Genomic DNA, 24,722 nt, shown 5'->3' with positions numbered 1-24,722 from the left:
AGTTCTTCATCCTGCGGCTTCGATAATCGGCGGGCAGGGCGGGGTTTTCCAGTATGGACGATGTGGATATCAGGTTCTTCCTGGCCTTTCTCGCGCCGACCCTCGGCTTCCTCGTCTGGTTCGTGAAGCGGCTCATCGACGACGAGCGCGAAGAGCGGCGGCGCAAGAAGCAGCAGGACAGCCTCGTGCGGGCGCTGTTTGCCGAGATCGACTTCAACACCCGGGACATGGAACGTTTCTTGAAACGGTCACCCTCGGAAGCGGACCTGCTGAAGCGCTTCCGCGAGGATCGGGCGCTGATTCCCCATATCACCGACGCGCGGCACACGGAGATCTATCGCACCCGGATCAGCGAGGTGCACAACATCGCGGATGGCGCGCTGCACCAGACGGTGAATTTCTATGGGCTGCTCGAGAAGATCCGGGTGCAGATCGAAGGAGTTCAGCAGGCCAGCTACCTGACGCTGTCGCCGGAATCGCGGGTCAAGGTCATCGCGCTCATCATCGAGAGCGCCAGCGATGCGGCGGCCTGCGGTCAGGAGCTTCTCGGTAGCCTCGCGCATGACCATCGGGCGCTCGGTCTCGAAAGGTTCCGCTTTGACGACAGCCGGTCTCTGGCGGAGCTTTCGGCGCAGAGGATCGCGCTTGAAGGCAAGATAGACGCGCTAAAGCGCGGAAGGCAGCCGAGCTAGGCGATTTTCCAGGAGAGACGCGAAAACGGCAGCGCCGCGCTGATGATGGGTGCGCGCGCCGCCGAGTGAAGGTCAGATAATGATGGGATCCGGTCCGGTCATGAGACTTTCCTTCTTCGTTGCCTAAGAAATCTAGAGGGGGCAGCGGCGAAAATCAAGGATCTCCCGTGCCGCGCGCCCTCGGTGCGTTTGTTCGCGGCTCAGAAGTTGTCGCCTTCGCCGTTCTGCCAGGGGCGCACCAGGTTGCCGAAGCGGGTGAAGCGGCCCTCGAAACTGAGCTCCACGGTGCCGATCGGGCCGTGACGCTGCTTGCCAATGATCACTTCGGCCTTGCCGTGCAGGCGCTCCATGCGTTCCTGCCAGGCGGCCATCTCGTCGAGCCGGTCGTCCGAGGGCTTCTCGCGCTCCACGTAATATTCTTCGCGGAACACGAACATCACCACGTCGGCGTCCTGTTCGATCGAGCCAGATTCCCGCAGGTCCGAAAGCTGCGGGCGCTTGTCCTCGCGGCTTTCCACCTGACGCGAGAGCTGCGACAGGGCGATCACCGGAATGTTGAGTTCCTTGGCGATGGCCTTGAGGCCCATGGAGATCTCGGCGATCTCGTTCACCCGGTTTTCGGCGGTGCCGCGCACCAGTTGCAGGTAGTCGACCATCAGCACGTCGAGCCCATGCGTCCGCTTCAGGCGCCGCGCCCTGGCGGCGAGCTGGGCGATCGGGATGGCCGGCGTGTCATCGATGAAGAGCGGGCAGGCCTCGAGGCTCTTGGCGGCGTCGACGAAGCGCCGGAACTCGGCCTCGGTCATGTCGCCGCGGCGGATCTGCTCCGAAGGCACCTCGGCGGCTTCCGACAGGATACGTGCGGCCAGCTGCTCGGCGCTCATTTCGAGCGAGTAGAAGCCCACGACGCCGCCTTCGATCGCACCCTCGGTGCCATCGTGGCGGGTGCCCTTTTTGTAGGCCTTGGCGATATTGAAGGCGATGTTGGTGGCGAGCGAGGTTTTCCCCATCGACGGGCGCCCGGCAAGGATCAAAAGGTCCGAGGGGTGCAGCCCGCCCAGCTTCTTGTCCATGTCGATGAGCCCGGTGGAGACCCCCGCCAGGCCGCCTTCGCGCTGGTAGGCGGCGTTGGCCACGTTCACCGCATCGGTCACGGCGCGCAGGAAGGACTGGAAGCCGCCCTCGGTCTGGCCCTGCTCGGCCAGCTTGTAGAGCGCTTGCTCGGCCTGCACGATCTGCTCGCGCGGCTCGGATTTCACGTCGACCTTGGTGGCCCGGTCCGAGATGTCGCGGCCGAGCCGGATGAGGTCGCGGCGCACGGCCAGATCGTAGATCATCTGCGCGTAGTCGCGCACGGCGAAGCTCGAGACCGCGGCGCCCGCAAGGCGGGCGAGATAGGCTGGCCCGCCCAGCTCCTTGAGGCCCTCGTCATCCTCCATGAACGCCTTCAGCGTCACCGGCGATGCGAGGTTGTTCTTTGCGATGCGCGCGGCAGCGATCTCGAAGATACGGCGGTGGACGGGGTCGTAGAAATGCTGCGGCCCGAGAATGGCCGCGACCCTGTCGTAGACGTCGTTGTTGGTCAGGATCGCACCAAGCAGCTGCTGCTCGGCCTCGATCGAATGCGGCATCGTGTCGGCCTGCTCGACCTCGACACCGGTCGCGTTGAATACGCTCTGATCGTTCATGCCTGTCCCCTTGGCCCTGACCCTACGGCCCCGTCGTTGCGGCCGATTGCCATGGGCCCGACGTTGTTTTCTGTCCCTGTGATCTCCCCACCGGCTCCCCCGAGTCCCGCAGGTGCGAGCGTCTTAACGCGCCGCGGGAGGCGGACCAATCTGGAAATCTCTGTGGACTATTTCGGGATAACCGGAAATGCGTCCGGCGCCCCGTGCTGCTCTTGAAGATATCGTAGCAGAGCCGGGAATTTTCGCAACATTTGGTGGAAGCACGCGAGCGGGGCGCCAAGGCCCCGCCCGCGAGAAATCTGCTTATGCGCCGTTTTCCGCCTGCCATTTGCGCGGGTCTTCGAGGAAGGCCTCGACCGCCGCCAGCGTCGCCGGCTCGAAGCCGCCGCGCGCCTTGGCCTCGGCCAGAACGTCGTGCCACGTGCACAGATAGTGCAGCTCTACGCCATGATCGCCGAGGGTCTTCGTCGTCTCGGGGAAGATGCCGTAGTAGAAGATCACCGCGGTATGCGCGCAGGTGGCGCCGGTCTCGCGGATGGCGTCGACGAAGCTGAGCTTGGAGCCGCCGTCGGTGGTCAGATCCTCGACCAGAAGCACCCGCTGGCCCTCGGTCATCTTGCCCTCGATGCGGGCGTTGCGGCCGTAGCCCTTGGGTTTCTTGCGCACGTAGGTCATCGGCAGCGCCAGCCGCTCGGCCACCAGTGCCGCAAAGGGGATGCCCGCGGTCTCGCCGCCGGCGATGTTGTCGAAGGCTTCGAAGCCGGCATTGCGCATGACGGTGACGGTCAGGAAATCCATCAGCGTCGAGCGGATGCGCGGATGCGAGATCGGCGTGCGGCAGTCGATGTAGACCGGCGAGGGCAGGCCGGAGGCGAGCTTGAAGGGCTCGTCGCCCATGAAATGCACCGCGCCGATTTCCCAGAGCATCCGGGCCGTCAGCCGGGCCATTTCTTCTTGCGAGGGATAGGACGAGGGGATCATGGGGCAGCTCCTTTGAAAAACCGCGCCCGCCTTAGCGCGAAAGCGCGGGTTCGGGAAGGGCGCATGGCACGGCACCGCGCTCTTTCGGCTTTTCCCGAAACGGATGGGGGCAGGGGGCAGAGCGCCCCCTGCGCAAAGCTCAGGCCTCGACCCGCCAGTGCAGCGGCATGCCGGGGTCAAAGACGGTCACCGGTCCGGCGCCAGTGTCGATCTTGGCGGGATAGGCGACGGGTTCACCCTTGGTCAATGTCACCGTCTCCTCGCTCACCGGCAGGCGGTAGAAGGCCGGCCCGTTGCGCGACGCGAAGGCCTCGAGCCGGTCCAGTGCGCCGTCCTGCTCGAAGACCTCGGCAAGGATCGACAGGGTGTTGGTCGCAGTGAAGCAGCCGGCGCAGCCACAGGCGCTTTCCTTGGCCGGATCTGCATGGGGCGCGCTGTCGGTGCCGAGGAAGAAGCTGGCATCGCCCGAGGTCGCGGCCTCGCGCAGCGCCAGCCGATGCTCCTCGCGCTTGGCAACGGGCAGGCAGTAATAGTGCGGCTTGATGCCGCCGACGAGGATGTGGTTGCGGTTGATCACCAGGTGGTGCGTGGTGATCGTCGCACCGAGATCGTCGCCGCCGGACCGGGCATAGTCGACGCCCTGCTTTGTGGTGATGTGCTCCATGACCACGCGCAGGCCCGGGGTGGCGCGGCGGATCGGGTCGAGCACGCGATCGATGAACACCGCCTCGCGGTCGAAGATGTCGACGTCGCTGTCCACCACTTCGCCGTGTACGCAGAGCGGGATGCCCTTCTCGGCCATCAGCTCGAGCACCGGGCGCACCTTGTCGAAGTCGCGCACGCCCGAGGCGGAGTTGGTCGTCGCACCCGCCGGGTAAAGCTTCAGCGCGGTGATGATGCCCGCGTCATAGGCCGCGGCGACATCCGCAGGATCGGTTGTCTCGGTCAGGTAGAGGGTCATCAGCGGGGTGAAGCGGCTGCCCTCGGGCAGCGCCTTGAGGATGCGACCCCTGTAGGCGGCGGCCTGATCGCCGGTCACCACGGGGGGCACGAGGTTGGGCATGATGATCGCCCGGCCGAAGTGGCGGGCGGATTCGGGGGCGATGCCGGCCAGCATCTCGCCATCGCGGAGGTGCAGGTGCCAGTCGTCGGGGCGGCGGAGCGTGATCTGGGTCATGCCCCGCGCGTTAGCACGCGCGCGCGCGCCGGGCCAGATGGCATGCGCAAGGCTGGGTGCGGAAGCCGGTGTCAGGCTCTCGCCGCGCCCGCCGGGCGTGCCACCGAGACCTGGGCGAAACCAACCGGCTCGCCGCTGAAACCTTTGCAACCCGACTGTGGGCGCGCCACGGCCCGCTTTGGGGTAAGGTGACCAGAGGGAAGCTTCACAGGGAGAGAGACCATGGACGCATCGACACCCGCAGAAACCATCGGCCGCGGCCGGCTCTACGACAGTATCGTCGACACCGTGGGCAACACGCCCGCCGTGCGGATCAACCACCTCGCGCCCGAGGGGGTCGAGATCTACGTGAAGGCCGAATTCTTCAACCCGGCCGCCTCGGTCAAGGACCGGCTGGCAATGAGCATCATCGAGACCGCCGAGAAAAACGGCACGCTGAAGCCTGGCCAGACCGTGGTCGAGGCGACCTCCGGCAACACCGGCATCGGGCTTGCCATGGTCTGCGCCGCCAAGGGCTACCCGCTGGTGGTGACCATGGCCGACAGCTTCTCGATCGAACGGCGCAAGCTGATGCGGATGCTGGGCGCCAAGGTGGTTCTGACGCCGCGCGCCGAGAAGGGCTTCGGCATGTACCGAAAGGCGGCGGAACTGGCGGAGGCGAACCGCTGGTTCCTCGCCCGCCAGTTCGAGACCGAGGCCAATGCGGCGGTGCATGAGGCGACCACCGGGCGCGAGATCGTCAATGACTTCGCCGGCACGCGGCTCGACTATTTTGTCACCGGCTATGGCACCGGCGGCACGGTCACCGGCGTTGCGCGCGTGCTGCGCAAGGAGCGGCCCGAGACCAGGATCGTGCTGTCGGAGCCCGCAAACGCGCAGCTCGTCGGCAGCGGCATCGCGCAGGGCCGGACCGCCGACGGGGCACCCTCGGAAAGCCACAGCGCCTTCGAGCCGCATCCGATCCAGGGCTGGACGCCCGACTTCATACCTGCCGTGCTGCAGGAGGGGCTCGACGCGGGCTGCTACGACGAGCTGATCCCGGTCGCGGGGGCCGACGGCATCGCCTGGGCAAAGAAGCTGGCGATGAAGGAGGGCATTCTCACGGGTGTCTCCGGCGGCTCCACCTTCGCCATCGCCATGCAGCTGGCCGAGAAGGCCGAGCCCGGCACGGTGATCCTCGCCATGCTGCCAGATACCGGCGAGCGCTACATGTCCACGCCGCTCTTCGAGGGCATCGTCGAGGACATGGACGAGGCGGAAAAGGCGCTGTCCCTCTCCACCCCGTCAAGCCAGATGGCTTGAGTTGGACAGAAAAGGCGCGAGACTGCCGCGCCCTTCTACGCGTTTGAAATACGCACCTCCGACCGCTGCTGACCGCGGACGCGCCGCCTGTCAGTGCCGCGTGGCGGTCAGCGCCACGTTCACCTGCACGTCGAAGCTGAGCTGCTCCGGATCGGCCATGCTCTCGCCAATGGCGTAGTTGCGGCGGTCGAGCGTGGTGCTGCCCTGCATGGTGGCCGTCTCGCCCTCGAGGGTCAGCTCGAAGGGCAGGGTGACCGGCACCTCGGCGCCCTTCAGCGTAAGCGCGCCCTGTGCTTCGTAGCCGGTTTCGCCGCGCAGGATCTCGGCCTGAAAAGTGGCGGTGGGGTAGTCCTCGGCGGCAAGGAAATCCGCGCCCAGGGCCTGCTTGCTCACCGAGCCGAGGGTCAGCGTCGGGATAGCGATCTGCACGGTGACGTCGCCGGCCTTGCCGGGGGTCTCGCGCGGCTCGAAGGCGATCTCGGCGGTCCAGTCGGCGAAGCTGCCCTCGATCTCTTTGCCCATCTGCACGAGGCTGATGCCGAGCGTGCCCTCGGTCACCTGCCAGTCGGATTGTGCGGCCTCGAGCTTCGGAGTCTCGGCGGCGTCCTCGCTGGCGAAGAGACCCGCGGCAGCCCCGCCACCGAGGAGGGCGGCCCAGGCGGCGACGGCCAGAAGCAGCGGGCGGACGACGCGGTGCCCGGCAGAGGGCGTGCCGGCGGAGGCGCCCTTCAGCATGCGCGCCAGCGTGCCGTCGCGGTCGATGATGACATGTTTCAGCGCCCCGGCGACGTGCAGCGCCAGCGCGGCGACCAGCAGCCATTGCGACAGGAAGTGCACCGAGGCGGCGGTCTCTGCCAGGTTGTCGGAATTTGGCACGAAGGGCAGGTCCTGCCCGAAGGGCCAGAGGATCGGCGCGAAGCCCTCGGTGGCAGCGTGCTCGATCCAGCCCGAGAGCGGCACGATCACCAGCGTCGAGTAGAGCAGCCAATGCACCGTTTCGGCGGCGAAGTTCTCGGCCCTGCGCTCTGGGTGCAGCGGCGCGGGTTTCGGCTGGCTCAGCGCCCAGAGAATGCGGACCAAGGCGAGGAAGAAAAGCGTCACGCCGATGGTCTTGTGCACCGAGAAGAGCTGCGCCTTGGTGGCGAGCTCGGCCTCGGTGGCCCAGGGCGAAAGATGGGCGATCCAACCGAGCGGGATCATGATCAAAATGCCGAGCGCGGTCAGCCAGTGCAAGCTGCGGGTGACGGCACCATAGGCGGTCTTGGTGTTGGCGAGGGACATCGGCGGTCTCCGGGCTCGGGATAAGGTTTTGCCGAAGATCGGCGATGCCGCGCCGCAGCGCAATTTGCGCGGATGCACAGACCCCGTGCGCGCGGCAGCCCGCCGAGGCTCAATAATGGTACCCGAGCGCCGCTTCGAGGCCAGGCTCGAGACGGCTGCGCAGGAAGTCCAGTTCTTCAGCGCAGAGTTGCCCGGGCGGCTCGGGGCGCGGCTCGTCCACCGCGGGTTTGAACCGGCTGCCGAGGCGCTTGTGCACCGGGCATGAGGGGCAACTTCGGGCAGGTTGAAACCGGCGCGGAGGTCGGCGAGGAAGTTCTTCGGGCGCGCCTGCACAGCCTCGAGCGGGCAGAAGAGCAGGGCGCAGCCGCGGTTGAAGAAGCTGGTGAGCCCCATGAGCTGCACGCTCCGCGGGGCAAAGTGATCGGGAAAAGGCCCGCCGCTGCATCTCGGGCGGGCAATGCCAAGGCTTGGCATGCATGGAGCGCGCCCAGTCAACCGCGTTGCGGGTGACGCAGACGACGAGCGCGTCCGGCGGCACCGCGGTCATCTGCGGAAACCCGTGTTTCCAGCCGAGCTCCCCGGTCGGCGAGAGCGGCGTGTTGCGCCCGATCAGCCGCTTGACGAAATTGGTGCCCGAGCTGCGCTCGCCGAACACTTGGTAGCGGGTGATGCCGGGTGCGGGGCGTACGATTTCACGCGGCCGCGTCGGAGGATGCACCGCAGCTGGTCGCCGCGCGGTGAAACCGGATATTGACAGTTCGAGCGGTCCGAGCCGGATCGGCAATACGTCTTGCCGGAAAGAGTCCACGGGTTCTTCTGAGCCAAGGCCTCATACGGGGGGCCGTGATCCGGCTGGGTCCCTCATCCTGTGGCTCGGGGCAAGCCCCTAGGCTCAATTGCCGAGCGAGGAGACGAAAGTGGTGGCGCGGATGTCGAGGCCGGCAGTGGCGCGCACCGAGGTGCCGGCCGAGGCGATCACGTTGCGCGAATTCTCGTCGAGCAGGCCGAGGCCGGCCACATAGGTCTGCGAGGGGATCATGCTCATCACCGTGGCGGCGCCGATTCCGACAAGGATGCCGGCCGAATTGCTGCGGGCCGAGCCGCGGCGGCTGACCATGCGCAGCAGGTGCATCATCACCATGACGCCGGAGACCGCGAGCAGCGCGGAGAGGGCGCCGAAGACATAGACGTGGTATTCGCGTGGGAGGCTGCCTTGGAGCAGGCTTGCCTCGATGGTTTGCTGGTTGCGGGCCACCGCGATGACCACGCCAGCCCAGAGGAAGCCGACGATGCCCGAGACGATCGGGCGCTTGGAGGTGCGTGCGACCTTGCTTGCGTCGCTTGCGCCGTACCGGGCGAACTCAGGATCGATGCGCCGGATGCGGGCTTCGAAATCTGCGTGCGTCATTTTCCGGACTGCGTAGGCTCTCATGATCCTAGCTCCTTCTGCCAGATGCCGCCGGCCTTCTGCCAGCAGAGGGCTGTGCAAGCTCTCGTCGGAATCGACGCTAGGAATGGATTGTGGCGAAATGTGGCGGCGAATGTGGCTTGGACCGGATATCTTCTTGGCGAAGTCTGGCATCCGTTCGGGCCGCCCACCTATCCGTTCGGATTGGTGTGCCGCGAAGCCCTAAAAACAAGGGGTTTGAGAAATGTCGTCCATTTGACAGGCATTTATGAATTTATCGTAAACGCAGATGGTTGGCGGGGCGGAAAACAGCCGCCCCGCCGGAGAAAGGCTCATGAATCAGGCAGCGCTGGCCATGGCGTCGAGGATTCGCGCCCAGCTGCGAATCCCCTTGTGGAAGGATTCGAGGTCATACTTCTCGTTCGGCGAATGCAGCTGGTCGTCATCCTTGCCCCAGCCCACCAGCATGGCATCCATGCCGAGGATGTTCTGGAAGTAGCCGGCAATGGGGATCGACCCGCCGCAACCTGCATAGGCCGCCGGATCGTCCCATTCGTCGCCGAGCGCCTTGCGGGCCGCCTCGAAGCCGGGGTGGGTGGTCTGCATCTCGGAGGCCGGCGAACAACTGTGGTCCTTCCATTCGACCGAGCAGTCCGAGGGCACCTGCGCCTCGACCCAGGCGCGGAAGTTCTTTCGGATGGCCGCCGGGTCCTGCGTGCCGACAAGGCGGAAGCTGATCTTGGCAGAGGCCTCGGCGGGCAGCACGGTTTTGAAGCCCGCGCCAGTGTAGCCGCCCCAGATACCATTGATCTCGGCGGTGGGCCGCGACCAGATCATCTCGATCGGAAGGTGGTCCTTCTCGCCGGCAGGCTGCGACAGGCCGACGCCGCCAAGGAAGGCCGCGTCGTCGAAATTCAATGCCTTCCACTGCTCGAGGATTTCCGGGGGCAGCTCGGGCACGCCTTCGTAGATTTCGGGCACCTGAATGGTGCCGTTCTCGTCGAAGAGCCCGCCGAGGATCTTGGTGAGTACGCGGATCGGGTTCATCGCGACGCCGCCGTACATGCCGGAATGCAAATCCTTGTCAGCCGCCTTGATGGTCAGCTCCTCGCCCAGGAGCCCGCGCAGTCGCGTGATGATCGCCGGGGTCTTCGACTGGAAGAGGCCGGTGTCGCAGATCAGCGCGATCTCGGCCTGTTTCAGCTCCTCGGCGTTCTCCTTCATGAAGGGGATGAGGGACGGCGAGCCGCTTTCTTCTTCGCCCTCGAAGAAGAAGGTGATCTTGCAGGGCAGGGTGCCATGCACGGCCTTCCAGGCGCGGCAGGCCTCGATGAAGGTCATCAGCTGACCCTTGTCGTCCGAGGAGCCGCGGCCGCGGATCACCTTGCCCTTGGCCGTGTCCTCGATCGCCGGATCGAACGGGTCGCGGTTCCACAGGTTGAGCGGGTCTACTGGCTGCACATCATAGTGTCCGTAGAACAGCACATGCGGGCCCGGCCCGTCGACGTGCCCGACGACCATCGGATGGCCCGGAGTGGGGCGCTTGCTGGCCTCAACGCCGATGCTGGCGAGATCCGCCACGAGCCAGTCCGCGGCCTTGTCGCAGGCCTCCTTGTAGGCGGGATCGGTCGAGATCGAAGGGATTCGCAGAAGCTCGAGCAGGCGGTCGAGCGCGACCGGAAGATCGGCATCGATCTTTGTGAGGACGGTGTCGAGGGACACGTTTTCTTGAGCCATTTGGGTGTTCCTTCTTGCGAGTTGCGCGGAGCGTATCACCGGGCCCGCCGCTGTCCAGACCGCAAGATCTCGGAGGCCAGCCCGGCAGCAAGCCGCCTCAGCGCCCCTGAAAATCAGGGGTTGGGGCGCGAAATGTCTGCGCCGGAGGCCAGTCGTGTGCCTTGCCTGGCGGTGCAGCGACCTGGCGCCTATTGGGCGCAACAGGGCACTATGGGAAACCTGACCTTGAAACCTTAGTCCAAAAGTCTTGATTTAAATCAAGGGCGCGACCGTTAGTCTCATTCTAAAGCGTGGACATGGGGCGGCCCGGACGGTATCCATTCACGACCATGAATGCGGCCCCTTAGACCGTATAAGTGCTGCGCAGAACGCGGCCTCTGCAAGATGAAGGAAGGAGATACCGGTGGACTACACCGCGAAGCTCGACGAAGCCCTGGACCGTCTCCACGCCGAGGGGCGCTATCGCACCTTCATCGACATCGAGCGCAAGAACGGCCGTTTTCCGCACGCCACCTGGCGCAAGCCGGACGGCAGCGAGATGCCGATCACTGTCTGGTGCGGAAACGACTACCTGGGAATGGGCCAGCACCCTGTAGTGCTCGCGGCCATGCACGAAGCCATCGACGCCACCGGTGCCGGCTCGGGTGGCACGCGCAACATCTCGGGCACGACCGTCTATCACAAGCGGCTCGAGGCCGAACTGGCCGATCTGCACCAGAAAGAGGCGGCTCTGGTCTTCTCCTCGGCCTATATCGCCAACGATGCCACGCTCTCGACCCTGCCGAAGCTCTTTCCCGGGCTGATCATCTATTCGGACGAGCTGAACCACGCCTCGATGATCGAGGGGATCAAGCGCAACGGCGGTGCCAAGCGCATCTTCCGCCACAACGACGTGCAGCACCTGCGCGAGTTGATGGAGGCCGACGATCCCGCCGCGCCGAAGCTCATTGCGTTTGAATCGGTCTACTCGATGGACGGCGACTTCGGCCCAATCGAGGCGCTCTGCGATCTGGCCGATGAGTTCGGCGCGCTGACCTATCTTGACGAGGTGCATGCGGTGGGCATGTACGGCCCGCGCGGCGGCGGTGTTGCCGAGCGCGACAACCTGCTGCACCGGCTCGACATCATCAACGGCACCCTCGGCAAGGCCTTCGGCGTGTTCGGCGGCTATATCGCAGCGTCCGAGAAGATGTGTGACGCGGTGCGCTCCTATGCACCAGGCTTCATCTTCACGACTTCGATCCCGCCGGCGGTTGCAGCGGGGGCGGCGGCCTCGATTGCCCATCTCAAGCAGGACCAGGCGCTGCGCGAGCGGCACCAGACCCAGGCGAAGATCCTCAAGCTGCGGCTGAAGGGCCTGGGCATGCCGATCATCGACCACGGCTCGCACATCGTGCCGGTGATCGTCGGCAACCCGGTGCACACCAAGAAGCTCTCGGACATGCTGCTCGAGGGCTACGGCATCTATGTGCAGCCGATCAACTTCCCGACCGTGCCGCGTGGCACCGAGCGGCTCCGCTTCACCCCCTCGCCGGTGCATGGTCCGAACGAGATGAACAAGCTGATCCAGGCCATGGATGCGCTCTGGTCGCATTGTGCGCTCAACCGGCAGGACATGAGCGCCTGAACCGCGCGGTCCATCGCGATCTTAGGCGCTAACGCTGCGCTATTTCGGCCCCGCGGTTTCCAAAATCGCGGGGTCTCGCTTTGTTCCGGAACCGGCCGCCGCGGAATGGGGAAAAGCCACGCATCCTGCGCAGAAGGGCGCCGATGACCCCCTGATTTTGTGTAATTTCAGTTGTTCTGTGCTAACGTAGCCTCAATAAAGGCCGCGACCCGAATCGCGAGCCCGTGATTTGGCAGGCGCAGTCTGAGACGGTGGAGCACAAGGCGGAACGCATGATTGGGCGTAATTCCCCTCGCATGTCCGAAGACGAAATGAACGCGGATGAAGGTCCGCGCGGCTTCGACGACTTCACGCTCGAGCTTGGCGATGTCATGCGCGGCGAGCGTGCCACCATGGGCAAATCGCTCCTCGACGTGCAGCGCGAGCTGCGCATCAAGGCCAGCTACATCGCGGCGATCGAGAACTGCGATCCCTCGGCCTTTGACACGCCCGGCTTCATCGCCGGCTACGTGCGCTCCTATGCTCGCTACCTCGGTATGGACCCCGACGAGTGCTACCGGCTCTTCTGCGAGGAGAGCGGCTTTGCCGTCGCCCATGGCATGTCCGAGAAGGCCTCGACGATCCGTAAGGGGCAGGGCAACTTCCCGGCCCCGGCGGCGCGCGACATCTTCGAACAGCCCCGCATGCCCTTCGTGCCGGCGGGCGACTCCTTCTTCTCGCGTATCGAGCCCGGCGCCATCGGCTCGTTGCTGGTGCTGATCGCCCTGCTCGGGGGCATCGGGTATGGCGGCTTCGCCGTGCTGCGCGAGGTGCAGCGGGTGCAGATTGCGCCGGTTGACCAGACGCCGCTGGTGCTGAGCGACCTCGACCCGGTGCAGGCCACCGTCACGCCGCCCGCAGAGGGCGACGAACAGGTGGCGAGCGCCGACGGCGCGGGTCCCTTCTCGCCTCCGTCGAACGAGGCGCTGGATCGGCTCTACCGGCCCAAGGCGCTGGACGTCCCGGTTCTGGTGGCGCGCGACGCGCCGATCTCGTCGCTGGACCCCGCGACCGTGGGCGCCTTTGCCGAGGCCGCGCGCAACCAGTTGCCGCAGGTGGACACCGCCACTGCCGAGGCCGCGCTGCAGGTGGCCAGCCTTCCCGCGCCGCTGCCGGCGCAGACCGCGCTCAACGCGAGCACCGTCACGCTGGTCGCCGTGCGCCCGGCCTGGGTGCGCGTGCGCGGCGCGAACGGCTCCGTGCTCTATGAGCGGGTTATGGAGCCGGGCGACACCTGGACCGTGCCCGAGGGCCAGACCGAGGCCAGCCTCACCGTCGGCGAGTCGGGCGCGCTCTATCTCGCCACAAACGGACAGACCCTTGGCCCGCTCGGTCCAAAGGGCCAAGTGACCCGAGATGTGGCGCTGCTGCCCGAGGTGGTGACCGCCGCCTACAAGCCCGCCGAGCCTGCAAAGGACGGCGATCTTCAGCGCGTTCTGGCGAAGCTGAACCAAACGCTGGTGCCCGCGCCCGCACAGACCCAACTCGCACAGGCCGCCCCCTCGGTGAGCCAGTCCGGCGCGCCCAAGGTTCTGCAGGACAGCGCCCCCGGGGTGACGATGATCGCAGTGCGCCCGGCTTGGGTGCGCGTGCGGTCGGCGGACGGCTCGGTGATCTTCGAGAAGACCATGCGCGCGGGCGACACATGGACAGCCCCCGCCATGCAGGACCCGGCCAACGTGCGGGTCGGAGAGTCCGGTGCAGTCTACTTCGCGGTGAACGGGCAGACCTACGGTCCGGTCGGCGCCGCCGGCACGGTGACCAAGAACCTGCCGCTTTCGGTCGAGCATCTGACTTCGGCCTTCAAGGTCGCTGATCTCAGCCGGGATGCCGATCTGTCGCGGGTCGTGGCCGAGCTGAGCAGCGATCTGGTCCAGACTGACTGAGCCCATCCTCACGCCTTTGCGCTTTTCCATCTGCACTCTGCCGCCGCTGGCCTCTGGTTTCGCCCGGCCGCGGACGCTATGTTGAGGCCGAATACCAACGTTTGCCCTCAGGAGGCGTCCAGCTCATGAGCCACAACCCGATCCGCCCTTGGCGCAGCATCGAGCGCCGCAAGTCCCGGCAGATCATGGTGGGCAACGTGCCGGTGGGCGGGGATGCACCGATCTCGGTGCAGACCATGACCAACACCGTCACCACCGATGTCCGCGGCACCATCGAACAGGTGCAGCGCGCCGCCGAGGCCGGGGCCGATATCGTCCGCGTCTCTGTGCCCGACGAGGCCAGCTCGAAGGCGCTGAAGGAGATCGTTCGAGAAAGCCCGGTGCCGATCGTCGCCGACATCCATTTCCATTACAAGCGCGGCATCGAGAGCGCCTTGGCCGGCGCCGCTTGCCTGCGCATCAACCCCGGCAACATCGGCAGCCCCGAGCGGGTGCGCGAGGTGATCGCGGCTGCCCGCGACAACGGCTGCTCGATGCGCATCGGGGTGAACGGCGGTTCTCTGGAGAAGCACCTGCTCGAGAAATACGGCGAGCCATGCCCCGAGGCGATGGTTGAGTCCGCGCTCGATCACATCCGCATTCTCGAGGACAACGACTTCCACGAGTTCAAGATCTCGGTGAAGGCTTCGGACGTGTTCCTCTCGGCTGCGGCCTACATGGGCCTTGCCGAGGCGACCGACAAACCGATCCATCTCGGCATCACCGAGGCGGGCGGTCTGACTTCTGGCACGATCAAGAGCGCCATTGGCCTCGGCCAGCTTCTCTGGATGGGCATCGGCGACACGCTGCGTGTCTCGCTCTCGGCCGACCCGGTCGAAGAGGTGAAGGTGGGCTACGAGATCCTCAAGTCTCTCGGGCTGCGCCACCGCGGCGTCAACATCATCTCCTGCCCGTCCTGTGCGCGGCAGGGCTTCGACGTGATCAAGACCGTCGAGGCGCTGGAGCAGCGGCTCGAGCACATCAAGACGCCGATGTCGCTGTCGATCATCGGCTGCGTGGTGAACGGACCGGGCGAGGCGCTGATGACCGACGTCGGTTTCACCGGCGGCGGCGCGGGCTCGGGCATGGTCTACCTGGCGGGCAAGGCCAGCCACAAGATGTCCAACGACCAGATGATCGACCACATCGTCGAGGAGGTCGAGAAGAAGGCGGCGCAGATCGACGCTGCGGAGGTCGCCAAAGCACAAGCCGCGGAATAGGCCCGGTGCACAAGTCCGGCGCATCGGGCGGGATGATCCCGCCTTTCGGAAAGTTGCTGGACTTCACCGAAGTGCGGGCGCTCGAGGGGTTGCGCTCGCAGGGGATTCTCAGCATCGCCATGGTCGCGGGAGCATCGCTGGCCATTTGGGCCTTTATGGATGTCCCTCTGCTGCTGCCTTGGCTCGGAGTGATGCTGCTCACCCTCGGCCTGCATTCCTACGCCTTCAGCGCGCTCCCGGATCAAGGGTACCGGCGCCAGCTCCTGCTGCCGATCGCGACGCTGCTGCTGTCGGGGGCGGTCTATATTGCGGGCGGGATGATCCTCTGGGTGCAGGACACGCCGAGTCTGCGAATACTGTCGCTGCTCTTCGTCTTCTTGGCGCTGCTCAACACGCTGACCTGTCGGGTGCGGATGCGGCTCTTGCTGGTGCTGGACTTGGCGCTCAGGGGGGTCGGGGTGCTGGCGCGCGCCGCCTGGCTCTGGATCACCGATCCGGGCAGCGCGGACACGCTTCTGGTGAGCGCCGCGCTGGTGATCTGCTACCTTTATTTCGTCCGCGTGGCCTGGTCCGTGATGCGCACGCGCGAGGCGCTGGATGTGGCAAGCGACCAAGCCCTAGTGGCGGCGCGCGGCCGCGCCATGGAGCAGCTGACCGGCGGTGTTGCGCATGACTTCAACAATCTCCTGACCGTGGTGCTTGGCAACATGGAGCTGGCGCGCCTGTCACCCAGTCCCGCCGAGCGCGACGCGCTGATGGCCGAGGCGGAGCGCGCCGCCCGTCGCGGCGCCGCGCGGACGGCGCAGCTCTTGGCCATGGCGAGCTGCGCGCGGCTCAAGCCGGTCTCGATGTCACCCGAAGAGGCGCTTCGCAACCTTACCGAACGCGCGGCGGAGCTGCTCGGGCCAAGGTATGAGCTGACGGTGGACGTGGGGCCCGCGCTGCCGGAAATCCGCGTCGACGGGCCGAACCTGCAGACCTGCCTGCTCGAGCTGATCTCGAATGCCCGCGACGCGATGCCGGATGGCGGACAGATTGCGCTGCGGGCCGGAGCAGCGCCGCGCGCAGGACGTCCCGGCGTCTGCTTCGAGCTTAGCGACACCGGCCCCGGCATCCCCGCCGATCTCATGCCGCTGGTCTGCGAGCCCTATTTCACCACCAAGCCGGTTGGGCAGGGGTCGGGGCTGGGGCTGGCGATGCTGCGGGGCTTCGCCGAGCAGTCGGGCGGCGATTTCGAGCTGCGCACGCCGCGCTCCGGGGCGGGCACTTGCGCACGCCTCTGGTTTCCCGCTGCCAAGGATCCGGCCAAGACCGCGCCGGGACCGACAAACGCCGGTCCGCGGGCGAAGGCGGCAAAGGCCGCCTCTCCTGCCGAGTAGACTCAGCTCTCTTCGCGCACCTGTTTGACGATCTGCCGCATGCCGTCGATCGGAACGTAGCCGCGCAGCATCTGGTCGCCGAACACGAAGGTCGGCGTGCCGCTGATCTGCAGCCGCTGCGCCAGCTCGTGGGTCTCGCCGATGCGGCGATCGACCTCGGGATCGCTCATCTTGGCAAGGATCGCGTCCGCATCGAGCCCCAGCGTGGTCGCAAGCTTCGACAGCACGGGTTCCGACGGCTCTTGCTTGAGCGAGATCAGCGCGTCGTGCATCTGCTTGTAGGCGTCCGGGCCCGCCACCAGCATGGTCGCCAGCGCGAAGCGCGACGAGGTCATGCTGTCCTGACCAAGGATGGGGAATTCCTTGATGATGATGCGGATGTTGCCATCGCTCTTCACCAGTTCCTCGACCTCGGGGAAGGCCTTGCGGCAGTAGCCGCACCGGTAGTCCGAGAACTCCACGATGGTCACGTCGCCGTCGGGGTTGCCGCCGACCCAGCTGTAGCCGTCGTCAAAGAGCATGTCCGCGTTTGAGGAGACCAACTGGTCGTCGGCCGCGGCCTGCTGCTCGGCCTGCTTGGTCTCGAGCGCGTTGACGGCCTCCATGATCACCTCGGGGTTGTCGAGCAGGTACTCGCGCACCTCTGCCCGGAAAGCCTCGCGCTGCTCGGGGGTCAGCTTCTGGAGGTCGAGGTCCTGTGCCAGCGCCGGGGGCGCCATGAGGCCGGTGGCCACGGCCAGCGAAGCGGCGGCGCGGCGAAAGGCGGTGCGTCGGGTCGTAGGGGTCTGCATCTTGTCTCCGTCGGTCAGGGCGCCCGCTCGGGCGGTATCTCAGCGTTTCCTTGCGGCGCGCTCCGATGCGTCTAGCACATCCTGCGCGCGGTTCCACGGGGCGGATCCACGCGGCAGCAGATCCACCGCGCGTTTGGCATGAATTCCGGCATCCTGCATGCGACCTTCCAGCGCGTAGCGCTGCGCCGTCGCCTCGGACGCCATGCCGTTGTTCCCGGCCCGGGCATAGGCGACCGAGAGATCACGCAGGATGCGCGGATCGGCCCAATCCCGGCCGCGTGCCTCCTCCAGCGTCGCCAGCGCCGCCGCGAATTGTCCGGAGGCAAGCTGCGCCCGGCCAAGCCCGCCGAGCACCTGCGGGTTGCGCGGGGCAAGGTCGCGCGCCTGCGCGTAGACCCGGGCGGAGTCGGCGGGGCGGCGGCCCTCGAGCAGAATCTGGCCCTTGAGGTCGTGGTAGTAGGGATCCTTGGGGCGCAGGGCGAGAGCGCCATCGATGGCCTTGAGCGCACCGGGCAGGTCGGTCTGCCGGTGCCGCGCCACCGCTTCGCGCATGAGCGCGATGTCTCGGCTGCCGCTGTCGCCAAGACGCCCCAGCGTCCAGCCCGGCGCGCGCAGGAAGGCCGACAGCTTGCCCCGGGCGCGGAGGAACCAGTAATCGGTGTTGGGGTCGTTGCGCTCGGGAACCTTCGCCGCTGCGACCAGCCCCTGCGTCGCGCGGAAGCGGTCGCGGGTCAGCGGGTGGCTCTGCATGTAGGGATCCTGCCGGCCGACGTTCAGCGCCTCCTGCCCGAGGAAGATCTCCTGCACCTGCAAAGCCCCGCGCGGGTCGATCCCGGCCTGCACCAGGGTACGGATCGAGGCGATGTCCGCCGAGCTTTCCTCGGCGCGGCTGTGGCCGAGGAAACTGCGCATGGCCGTGCTCTGCGCGCCGATCGCAAGCCCCGCCGCGGCATCGGCCCTGCCGGTGGCGGCGCCCGCCGCCGCCGCCAGCACGAGACCGAGCCCCGCCGCGTTGCGCGCGGCCCGCATGTTGTCCATGCGCCGGGTGATATGTCCGCCGGTGATATGCGCCGCCTCATGGGCGATCACCGCCTGCAGGGACTTGGCATTGGGGAGCTTCAAGATCAGCCCGGAATTTATGAAAATGCGCGTCGAGTCGGCGACGAAGGCGTTCATCCGGTCGTCCTTGATCACCAGCACATCGACTTGCCCGTGGCTCAGCCCGGCGGCGCGCAGCACCGGTGCGGCGATCTCGGTCAGGGCGTGCTCTAGGTCGGCGTCGCGCAAGAGCGTCGCAGCACGCGCGGCGGGTGCCGCAAGCAGAAACGCAAGCGCGCAGAGCGTGGTGATGAGGCGCAGCGCGGCGCGCGGTCCCGGCATTGACCCTCCTCCGGAAGCTTCGTACTCCGCCCGAAGACGATGTGCCGAGCCACCATGGGAGAGAGACATGCGAAACTCAAGTCGGGGGGCGGTCGATCCCTTCATCGTGATGGACGTGATGGAGCAGGCCCGGGCCGCCGAGGCCGCAGGCCGCCACATCATCCACATGGAAGTCGGCCAGCCCAGCTCTCCTGCGCCCGAGGCAGCCCGCAAGGCGCTGGCCGCCGCGATGGAGAGCGATGCGCTCGGCTACACGGTGGCGCTTGGCATTCCCGAGCTGCGGGCGCGCATCGCCCGGCTCTACGGCGAATGGTACGATGTCGATCTCAACCCGAACCGCGTCGTGGTGACGCCCGGGTCCTCTGGCGGTTTCATCCTCGCGTTCTCGGCGCTTTTCGACGCCGGGGACCGCGTGGCGCTCGGCGCGCCCGGCTACCCGTCCTACCGGCAGATCCTCAAGGCACTCGATCTGCGCCCGGTCGAAGTGCAGACCGCCCCCGAGAACCGCTACCAGCTCACCCCCGGGGATCTGGCGGGTGTGGCGTACGAGGGGGCCATGGTTGCCTCGCCGGGCAATCCCACTGGCACGATGCTGGGCAAGCCCGAGCTGGCGGCGCTGATCGAAGCGGTGCAGGCGCGCGGAGCGTCTTTCCTGTCCGACGAGATCTACCACGGCATCGATTACGACAAGAAGCCCGTCACGGCCCTGCAGGTGTCGGACGATGTCTGCGTGATCAACTCCTTCTCGAAGTACTTCTCGATGACCGGCTGGCGGGTCGGCTGGCTGGTGGTGCCCGAGGCCCAGGTGCGGCAGGTCGAACGGCTGGCGCAGAACCTCTTCATCTGCGCGCCCAACGCCTCGCAGGTGGCGGCGCTCGCGGCAATGGATGCCACCGACGAGCTGCAGGCCAACCTCGCGGTCTACGCGAAGAACCGCGCGTTGATGATGGAGGGGCTGCCAAAGGCCGGCTTCGACCGCATTGCGCCGCCTGACGGGGCCTTCTACGTCTACGCCGACGTCAGCCACCTGACCGACGACAGCCGCGCCTTCGCCGCAGAGATTCTCGACAAGGCCGGGGTGGCGGTGACGCCCGGGCTCGATTTCGACCCGGCGCGCGGGGCGGGGACCCTGCGCTTCTCCTACGCCCGCGGTACCGCGGAGATCGAGGAAGGGCTGGCCCGCCTCAAGACCTTCATGGAGGCGCGGGTCTGACGTCTTCATGATGCCCGCGGGTCGTGTGACCGCCTGCATGGGGCGGGGCGCGCGCCTGTCGGCATGTGCCCATGTGCCCTCCATGCCACGTGCGAATCCGCTGCCGCGCTGCTAGTGTGCCTGCCAACAACAAGAAGACAGACAGGCAGATGGGCAGTTTATTCCGGATCATCACGGCAGCGGCGCTCTGCGCCCTGCTTGGCGCCGGCGCGCAAGCGCAGAATCTCGCGCTTGGCGGGCAGGCGCGCTTCATCGAAGGTGCCGCAGCCGATGCCGGCTGGGGCAGGGGCGCGGAGTTGACGCTTTCGATCAGCCAGGGCGTGCCCTGGCGTGCCTTCACCCTGATCGATCCGCCGCGGCTGGTGCTCGACTTCCGCGAGGTGGATTGGACCGGCGCCGACCCCGAGGCCATGAACCGCTCCGCGGCGGTCAAGTCCCTGCACATGGGCCCCTTCCGCTCTGGCTGGTCGCGGCTTGTGGCCGAGCTTGCCGGGCCGATGCGCCTTGATCGCGCCGAGATGAAGGTCTCCGAGGAGACCGGCGGGGCCGCTCTCGCCCTGCGTCTCGCCCCCACCAGCGCGGAGGCGATGGCCTCCCGCTCCGGCCTGCCCCGCGATCCGCGTTGGGACCTGCCCGAGCCGCGTGCCAAGGCCGCCCCGCGCCGCGCAGAGGGCGCGCCGCTGCGCATCGTTCTCGACCCGGGGCACGGGGGCATCGATCCGGGCGCGCAGCGCGACGGGCACAACGAGGCCGACCTCATGCTCATCTTCGCGCGCGACCTGCGCGACGTGCTGCGTCGCGCAGGCTACGAGGTGCTGATGACCCGCGACGCGGATGTCTTCGTCTCGCTCGAGGGGCGGGTGGCCCTGGCGCATGACGCCAGCGCCGATCTTTTCCTGTCGTTGCATGCCGATGCGATCGAGCAGGGCGTGGCCCATGGTGCCACGGTCTACACGCTTGCCGACGCCGCCTCAGACGCCGCGTCGGCGGCGCTCGCCGAGCGCCACGACCGGGACGACATCCTCGCGGGGCTCGACCTTTCGGGCTCGGACGACCGGGTGGCGAATGTTCTGATGGACCTTGCCCGTCTCGAGAACGCCCCGCGCGGCAAGGCGCTGGCGGCGCATCTGGTCGCCGGGATCCGCAACGCGGTGGGACAGGTGCACAAGCGCCCGCAGCGGCAGGCGGGATTCTCGGTGCTCAAGGCCGCCGACATTCCCTCGGCCCTGATCGAGGTCGGATTCCTGTCGACCGAGGAGGACCTGCGGCACCTGCAGGACCGCGCCTGGCGCGCCTCGATGGCAGCGGGCATCCGTGACGGCATTGCCGCCTGGGAAATCGAGGATGAGGCGCTGTCGCGACTGCGCCGGAAGTAGGTGCCGCTCGCGGGACAGGCAAATTCGCGCGGCGGCGGGGCTTTATGTAAACCAAGGTCCGATCGCGCGAGCCCCGGTTCGGCGACGGAGGAGGTGCGGCCATGAGACAGCACAGGTCACGGCGCGCGCATGTGCAAAGCCAAGGACCCTGCGCGCGTGGCCGCGCGTGACCCGTCCTCACAAGGCTCGGAAAACACGTGCGTCCTTGGGGCAGGCGCCGAGGAAACTTCGTCGCAAAGAACGCCGCGGCACGCCGGATTTGCGATTGCGGAGCGTTTCGCTTTGCCGTAAGACCCGCCCTAGGCACCCGTAGCTCAGCTGGATAGAGCGCTGCCCTCCGAAGGCAGAGGCCATAGGTTCGAATCCTATCGGGTGCGCCATCTCCATTTTCCCGCTACAGATTTCCTCTAAAGCTTTGAAAGGCAATGAAATTTCTGGTGTTCGAAAACCGTTTTCTCGCTCATAAGCTAGACGGTCTGCAAATGCCAGTTTCAGGACCGTTTGACGGTGTTCGATGCCGCCATTTTCCCATATTTTCCAGGGGTTTGACAGGAATGTCATCGAGTGTTCGAACGTATCCTCGTAGGTGGCAAGCGGAGTCCCGCATTTGTCGAGCCGCTCACGGATAACCATGCGATCCGTCTCAAGGTCTCCGATCCTCTTTTCGTAAGCACGAACAACGGAATCGCTGTTCGCTTCGACGAGGCGATCCACGAGCTGTTCGATCTTGCGTTCGAACTGCGACAACTCGGCCTTCATCGACTTGCTCTGCTCTTTCATCGCGTGTTCACGCTGCTCCCAAAGGTCCCGAAAGAGGGCAGTGGCGAACCCGAAGAGTTCTTCGGTTGGCTTCAGCGATTTGAGCAACGCCTCAAACTCTTGTTCGACGACCTCGCGTCGGATGGACTTGCCTTTCTCTGAACAATCGTAAGCGCTGTCACCGCAGCACGCGTGATCAGCGTGACGGGTTGAAGTTCCATGGCAGGAGCTCGTCGATCCTGCTGGCGGGGTGACCGGCGGCGATGGCTTCGAGGGTCGCCTTCAAATAGGCGAAGGGTTCCACGCCGTTGATCTTCGCGGTGGCGATTAGGGAAGCGATGCGGGCCCAAGTGCGGCCGCCCTCGTCATGTCCGGCGAAGAGCGCATTCTTTCGCGTCAGGGCAATCGGACGGATCAAGTTCTCGATGGAATTGGAGTCGATCTCGACGCGGCCGCCATGCAGGAAGGTCTGCACACCGGCCCACTGGCGATGGATGTAGGTCAGCTTCTCTCCGAGGCGCGACTTGGCTGAGATCCGCAGGCGCTGTGCCTGCAGCCAGTCGCCGAACTCGGCGACGAGGGGCGCGCTGCGGGCTTGGCGGGCCGACAGGCGCTGGCCAGGCCCCATGCTGCGGATCTCGGCCTCGATGCGATAGAGCTCGGCGATCCGGCGTAGTCCCTCGGCAGCGATTTCCGAGCCGTCGCGGTCGAAGACTTCCTTCAGCTTGCGACGCGCATGGGCCCAACAATGCGCAACCGTGATCGGCGCGCCGCCCTTGCGGGAGGGGCGTGTGAGGCGGTCATAGCCGGTATAGCCGTCCAATTGCAGGATGCCGTCGAAGCCCTGCAGGATTTGTTCCGCGTGCGCCCCCGCGCGACTGGGATGGTAGGTGAAGACTACGCCGGGCGGGTCCTCTCCGCCCCAACCGCGATCATCACGCGCCAGGGCCCAGAGGTAGCCGGTCTTGGTTCGGCCACGGCCCGGGTCGAGGACCGGGGCCGTAGTCTCGTCCATGAAGAGCTTGCCGGATGACTTGAGATGCTCGGTCAGCCTGTCGACCACGGGGCTGAGATGGAAGGCTGCTGTCCCGGCCCAGTGGCGTTGTTGCACAAAGGGGCGAGGGATTCACCTCGTGAATCCAATGTAGTAGCCGGAAGGTATGAGCAGACCTCCGAAGACGACCTACAAGACCACCAACTGGCAAAGCTACAATCAGGCGCTGAGGCAGCGCGGATCACTGACCGTTTGGTTCGATCCCTCGATGCATTGGGAAGCCATTCCGTCGGGGCGTCGCGGCCGTCAGCAGGCCTATAGCGACGCTGCGATCCAGGCCTGCCTCACCCTCAAGACACTCCTCGGGCTGCCGCTCCGCCAAGCGACCGGTTTCGTGGCGAGCCTGCTCGAACTGTCCGGGCTCGGCTGGTCCGTGCCGGACTTCAGCACTCTGTCACGTCGCCAGAAGACTTTGAGCGTGACGATCCCGTATCGCGGTTCCAAGGGGCCGCTGCATCTGCTCGTGGACAGCACCGGCATCAAGGTGGAAGGCGAAGGCGAGTGGCACACGCGCAAGCATGGCGGCTCGAAACGAAGGGTCTGGCGCAAGCTCCACCTCGGGATCGATGAGGAAACGCTGGAGATCCGGGCGGTCGAGGTCACCTCCAGCAATGTCGGCGACGCGCCGATGCTGCCGGACCTGCTTGCCCAGCTGCCCCCGGATCAGGAGATCGCCACCGTTACAGCAGACGGTGCCTACGACACGCGCGCCTGCCACGACGCCATCGCTGACCGCGGTGCGGCAGCAATCATTCCGCCCCGCCGCAACGCGAGACCCTGGAAGCCGGACACGGCAGGAGCCCGAGCGCGCAACGAGATACTGCGGACGTCAAAGCATCTTGGCCGGGCGCTGTGGCGGAACTGGAGCGGCTACCACCGACGTAGCAGGGTGGAGACGAAAATGAACTGCGTAAAGCTACTCGGACAGAAGCTGATGTCCCGCGACTTCGACCGCCAGGTTGCCGAAGTTCAGCTCTGTGCGGCGGTGATGAACCGCTTCACTGCCCTCGGCATCCCGGTCACCGTGGCCCTGGGATAAGTGTGTCCGGGGAAAGGGGAACTGCGGTAATCATCTGATTTGTGCAACAGCGCCATGTGACGATGGGACGGTTTATGTTGGTCTAAGCTCGGACGGTAATGTTGAAATGTTTGCAATGCCACAAGATCTAGGTAATCGCTTATTGAACAGCGGCAATAGCGCCAATTATGCAGTCACTTCTGCGACAGACTTGGTGACAGGACTAGATAATACTAAAGTTATTACTACTGTGGACGCGGACAGCGGCTTGGCTGGGTTTCAAGTGCATGTGGCCGCTCAATATTGCTATGATCTAGAGTCGCATGGCGCTGATGATTGGTATTTGCCAGCTCGATCAGAGCTAGCAACAATTTGTACCTCGGGAAATAGCATTCCTGGTCTAGTTGTTAGCGGCTATCCAGAAAATATCTATTGGTCATCGTCTGAATCCAATGCGACGAACGCTAGATATATTAGAATGGATACATGTGCATTTGGCGGGGGGCCAAAGCAAAATGCCTATAAGGTTCGCTGCGTGCGCAAAGGACCTGCGCCGCGCTGCGCAAATCCCTATGGAATGGAAGGTGATGTGATGTACAACACTACTCACAGTGTTCTTCAGTTCTGCGATGGGGCACGCTGGATTGCGATTGGAAAAACTGCCCCTTAGTTAAC

20 protein-coding genes, 1 tRNA gene and 1 pseudogene are annotated in these 24,722 nt (G+C 65.9%); 12 read left to right on the top strand and 10 right to left on the bottom strand.

Going from position 1 to position 24,722, the window contains the following annotated elements; all coding sequences use genetic code 11:
• Positions 1 to 53: 53 nt before the first annotated feature.
• Positions 54 to 692 (top strand): hypothetical protein, encoded by a 639-nt coding sequence (locus CEW88_RS17730; protein ID WP_108969362.1) that lies wholly within the window; start codon positions 54 to 56, stop codon positions 690 to 692.
• 200 nt (positions 693 to 892) lie between these two features.
• On the opposite strand, the gene CEW88_RS17725 is transcribed toward CEW88_RS17730, so the two are convergent.
• The 3 genes from CEW88_RS17725 to pyrC form a co-directional block, all read right to left on the bottom strand.
• On the bottom strand, positions 893 to 2,380 hold the full coding sequence (locus tag CEW88_RS17725; RefSeq protein WP_092428583.1) for a replicative DNA helicase: 1,488 nt from the start codon (positions 2,378 to 2,380) through the stop codon (positions 893 to 895).
• A 303-nt stretch (positions 2,381 to 2,683) separates the two neighbouring features.
• Positions 2,684 to 3,361 carry an orotate phosphoribosyltransferase gene (locus tag CEW88_RS17720; protein ID WP_108969360.1) on the bottom strand — a complete coding sequence of 226 codons (678 nt, stop codon included), beginning with the start codon at positions 3,359 to 3,361 and terminating at the stop codon, positions 2,684 to 2,686.
• Positions 3,362 to 3,500: 139 nt separating this feature from the next.
• The gene (gene pyrC, locus CEW88_RS17715) at positions 3,501 to 4,538 is read right to left on the bottom strand and encodes a dihydroorotase (RefSeq protein WP_108969359.1); all 1,038 of its coding nucleotides are present in this window, start codon (positions 4,536 to 4,538) and stop codon (positions 3,501 to 3,503) included.
• 222 nt (positions 4,539 to 4,760) lie between these two features.
• Between pyrC and cysK the strand changes: the two genes are divergently transcribed.
• A complete protein-coding gene (cysK, locus tag CEW88_RS17710) occupies positions 4,761 to 5,840 on the top strand; it encodes a cysteine synthase A (protein WP_108969357.1) in 1,080 nt (359 codons plus the stop codon).
• A 90-nt stretch (positions 5,841 to 5,930) separates the two neighbouring features.
• On the opposite strand, the gene CEW88_RS17705 is transcribed toward cysK, so the two are convergent.
• From CEW88_RS17705 to CEW88_RS17690, 4 genes are all read right to left on the bottom strand, one after another.
• On the bottom strand, positions 5,931 to 7,121 hold the full coding sequence (locus CEW88_RS17705) for a cytochrome b/b6 domain-containing protein (RefSeq protein WP_108969355.1): 1,191 nt from the start codon (positions 7,119 to 7,121) through the stop codon (positions 5,931 to 5,933).
• A 109-nt stretch (positions 7,122 to 7,230) separates the two neighbouring features.
• Positions 7,231 to 7,929: a hypothetical protein gene (locus tag CEW88_RS17700; protein WP_254694477.1), complete on the bottom strand. Its 699-nt coding sequence runs from the start codon at positions 7,927 to 7,929 to the stop codon at positions 7,231 to 7,233.
• Between the two features lie 84 nt (positions 7,930 to 8,013).
• Positions 8,014 to 8,529, bottom strand: a complete 516-nt coding sequence (locus CEW88_RS17695) for a hypothetical protein (protein WP_254694476.1) — start codon at positions 8,527 to 8,529, stop codon at positions 8,014 to 8,016.
• A gap of 339 nt (positions 8,530 to 8,868) precedes the next feature.
• Positions 8,869 to 10,266 (bottom strand): M20/M25/M40 family metallo-hydrolase, encoded by a 1,398-nt coding sequence (locus tag CEW88_RS17690; RefSeq protein ID WP_193989076.1) that lies wholly within the window; start codon positions 10,264 to 10,266, stop codon positions 8,869 to 8,871.
• 403 nt (positions 10,267 to 10,669) lie between these two features.
• On the opposite strand from CEW88_RS17690, the gene hemA reads away from it, so the two are divergent.
• The 4 genes from hemA to CEW88_RS17670 all read left to right on the top strand — a co-directional run bounded on the left by hemA (position 10,670) and on the right by CEW88_RS17670 (position 16,456).
• Positions 10,670 to 11,893, top strand: a complete 1,224-nt coding sequence (gene hemA, locus CEW88_RS17685; protein ID WP_108969351.1) for a 5-aminolevulinate synthase — start codon at positions 10,670 to 10,672, stop codon at positions 11,891 to 11,893.
• 311 nt (positions 11,894 to 12,204) lie between these two features.
• A complete protein-coding gene (locus CEW88_RS17680; protein ID WP_254694475.1) occupies positions 12,205 to 13,818 on the top strand; it encodes a helix-turn-helix domain-containing protein in 1,614 nt (537 codons plus the stop codon).
• Positions 13,819 to 13,943: 125 nt separating this feature from the next.
• Complete coding sequence (gene ispG, locus CEW88_RS17675) at positions 13,944 to 15,077, top strand: flavodoxin-dependent (E)-4-hydroxy-3-methylbut-2-enyl-diphosphate synthase (RefSeq protein WP_108969349.1); 1,134 nt, start codon at positions 13,944 to 13,946, stop codon at positions 15,075 to 15,077.
• A gap of 5 nt (positions 15,078 to 15,082) precedes the next feature.
• Positions 15,083 to 16,456 (top strand): ATP-binding protein, encoded by a 1,374-nt coding sequence (locus CEW88_RS17670; protein WP_159099653.1) that lies wholly within the window; start codon positions 15,083 to 15,085, stop codon positions 16,454 to 16,456.
• Between the two features lie 2 nt (positions 16,457 to 16,458).
• Here the strand turns inward: CEW88_RS17670 and CEW88_RS17665 are convergent, their stop codons facing one another.
• A complete protein-coding gene (locus CEW88_RS17665; protein ID WP_108969346.1) occupies positions 16,459 to 17,247 on the bottom strand; it encodes a DsbA family protein in 789 nt (262 codons plus the stop codon).
• A gap of 39 nt (positions 17,248 to 17,286) precedes the next feature.
• Positions 17,287 to 18,627, bottom strand: coding sequence for a M48 family metalloprotease (locus CEW88_RS17660; RefSeq protein WP_254694474.1), 1,341 nt, complete (start codon positions 18,625 to 18,627; stop codon positions 17,287 to 17,289).
• A 67-nt stretch (positions 18,628 to 18,694) separates the two neighbouring features.
• Between CEW88_RS17660 and CEW88_RS17655 the strand changes: the two genes are divergently transcribed.
• The 4 genes from CEW88_RS17655 to CEW88_RS24765 all read left to right on the top strand — a co-directional run bounded on the left by CEW88_RS17655 (position 18,695) and on the right by CEW88_RS24765 (position 22,137).
• Entirely contained in the window at positions 18,695 to 19,840 is a 1,146-nt protein-coding gene (locus CEW88_RS17655) for a pyridoxal phosphate-dependent aminotransferase (RefSeq protein WP_108969344.1), read from the top strand.
• A 149-nt stretch (positions 19,841 to 19,989) separates the two neighbouring features.
• Positions 19,990 to 21,216: an N-acetylmuramoyl-L-alanine amidase gene (locus tag CEW88_RS17650; RefSeq protein ID WP_108969342.1), complete on the top strand. Its 1,227-nt coding sequence runs from the start codon at positions 19,990 to 19,992 to the stop codon at positions 21,214 to 21,216.
• A 303-nt stretch (positions 21,217 to 21,519) separates the two neighbouring features.
• A tRNA-Arg gene (locus CEW88_RS17645) sits at positions 21,520 to 21,596 on the top strand.
• A gap of 184 nt (positions 21,597 to 21,780) precedes the next feature.
• Positions 21,781 to 22,137: a hypothetical protein gene (locus tag CEW88_RS24765; protein ID WP_193989075.1), complete on the top strand. Its 357-nt coding sequence runs from the start codon at positions 21,781 to 21,783 to the stop codon at positions 22,135 to 22,137.
• Between the two features lie 34 nt (positions 22,138 to 22,171).
• On the opposite strand, the pseudogene tnpC reads toward CEW88_RS24765, so the two are convergent.
• Positions 22,172 to 23,071 (bottom strand): annotated as a pseudogene (tnpC, locus tag CEW88_RS17635) (IS66 family transposase); the annotation flags it as partial.
• A 64-nt stretch (positions 23,072 to 23,135) separates the two neighbouring features.
• On the opposite strand from tnpC, the gene CEW88_RS17630 reads away from it, so the two are divergent.
• A complete protein-coding gene (locus CEW88_RS17630; RefSeq protein ID WP_108969340.1) occupies positions 23,136 to 24,068 on the top strand; it encodes an IS5 family transposase in 933 nt (310 codons plus the stop codon).
• 106 nt (positions 24,069 to 24,174) lie between these two features.
• Positions 24,175 to 24,717, top strand: a complete 543-nt coding sequence (locus CEW88_RS25235) for an Lcl domain-containing protein (protein ID WP_108969338.1) — start codon at positions 24,175 to 24,177, stop codon at positions 24,715 to 24,717.
• Positions 24,718 to 24,722: the final 5 nt, after the last annotated feature.

This window comes from Alloyangia pacifica, assembly GCF_003111685.1.
Taxonomy (GTDB): Bacteria; Pseudomonadota; Alphaproteobacteria; order Rhodobacterales; family Rhodobacteraceae; genus Salipiger; species Salipiger pacificus_A.
Note: the sequence above shows the minus strand (reverse complement) of the source record. Positions and strands in the feature narration are given on the sequence as shown.

Bases quoted from the DNA above. Each gene is read 5' to 3' on its own strand.
- CEW88_RS17730 (WP_108969362.1), top strand. From the start codon at position 54: ATGGACGATGTGGATATCAGGTTCTTCCTGGCCTTTCTCGCGCCGACC.
- CEW88_RS17725 (WP_092428583.1), bottom strand. From the start codon at position 2,380: ATGAACGATCAGAGCGTATTCAACGCGACCGGTGTCGAGGTCGAGCAG.
- CEW88_RS17720 (WP_108969360.1), bottom strand. From the start codon at position 3,361: ATGATCCCCTCGTCCTATCCCTCGCAAGAAGAAATGGCCCGGCTGACG.
- pyrC (WP_108969359.1), bottom strand. From the start codon at position 4,538: ATGACCCAGATCACGCTCCGCCGCCCCGACGACTGGCACCTGCACCTC.
- cysK (WP_108969357.1), top strand. From the start codon at position 4,761: ATGGACGCATCGACACCCGCAGAAACCATCGGCCGCGGCCGGCTCTAC.
- CEW88_RS17705 (WP_108969355.1), bottom strand. From the start codon at position 7,121: ATGTCCCTCGCCAACACCAAGACCGCCTATGGTGCCGTCACCCGCAGC.
- CEW88_RS17695 (WP_254694476.1), bottom strand. From the start codon at position 8,529: ATGACGCACGCAGATTTCGAAGCCCGCATCCGGCGCATCGATCCTGAG.
- CEW88_RS17690 (WP_193989076.1), bottom strand. From the start codon at position 10,266: ATGGCTCAAGAAAACGTGTCCCTCGACACCGTCCTCACAAAGATCGAT.
- CEW88_RS17680 (WP_254694475.1), top strand. From the start codon at position 12,205: ATGAACGCGGATGAAGGTCCGCGCGGCTTCGACGACTTCACGCTCGAG.
- ispG (WP_108969349.1), top strand. From the start codon at position 13,944: ATGAGCCACAACCCGATCCGCCCTTGGCGCAGCATCGAGCGCCGCAAG.
- CEW88_RS17665 (WP_108969346.1), bottom strand. From the start codon at position 17,247: ATGCAGACCCCTACGACCCGACGCACCGCCTTTCGCCGCGCCGCCGCT.
- CEW88_RS17660 (WP_254694474.1), bottom strand. From the start codon at position 18,627: ATGCCGGGACCGCGCGCCGCGCTGCGCCTCATCACCACGCTCTGCGCG.
- CEW88_RS17655 (WP_108969344.1), top strand. From the start codon at position 18,695: ATGCGAAACTCAAGTCGGGGGGCGGTCGATCCCTTCATCGTGATGGAC.
- CEW88_RS17650 (WP_108969342.1), top strand. From the start codon at position 19,990: ATGGGCAGTTTATTCCGGATCATCACGGCAGCGGCGCTCTGCGCCCTG.
- CEW88_RS17630 (WP_108969340.1), top strand. From the start codon at position 23,136: ATGAGCAGACCTCCGAAGACGACCTACAAGACCACCAACTGGCAAAGC.
- CEW88_RS25235 (WP_108969338.1), top strand. From the start codon at position 24,175: ATGTTTGCAATGCCACAAGATCTAGGTAATCGCTTATTGAACAGCGGC.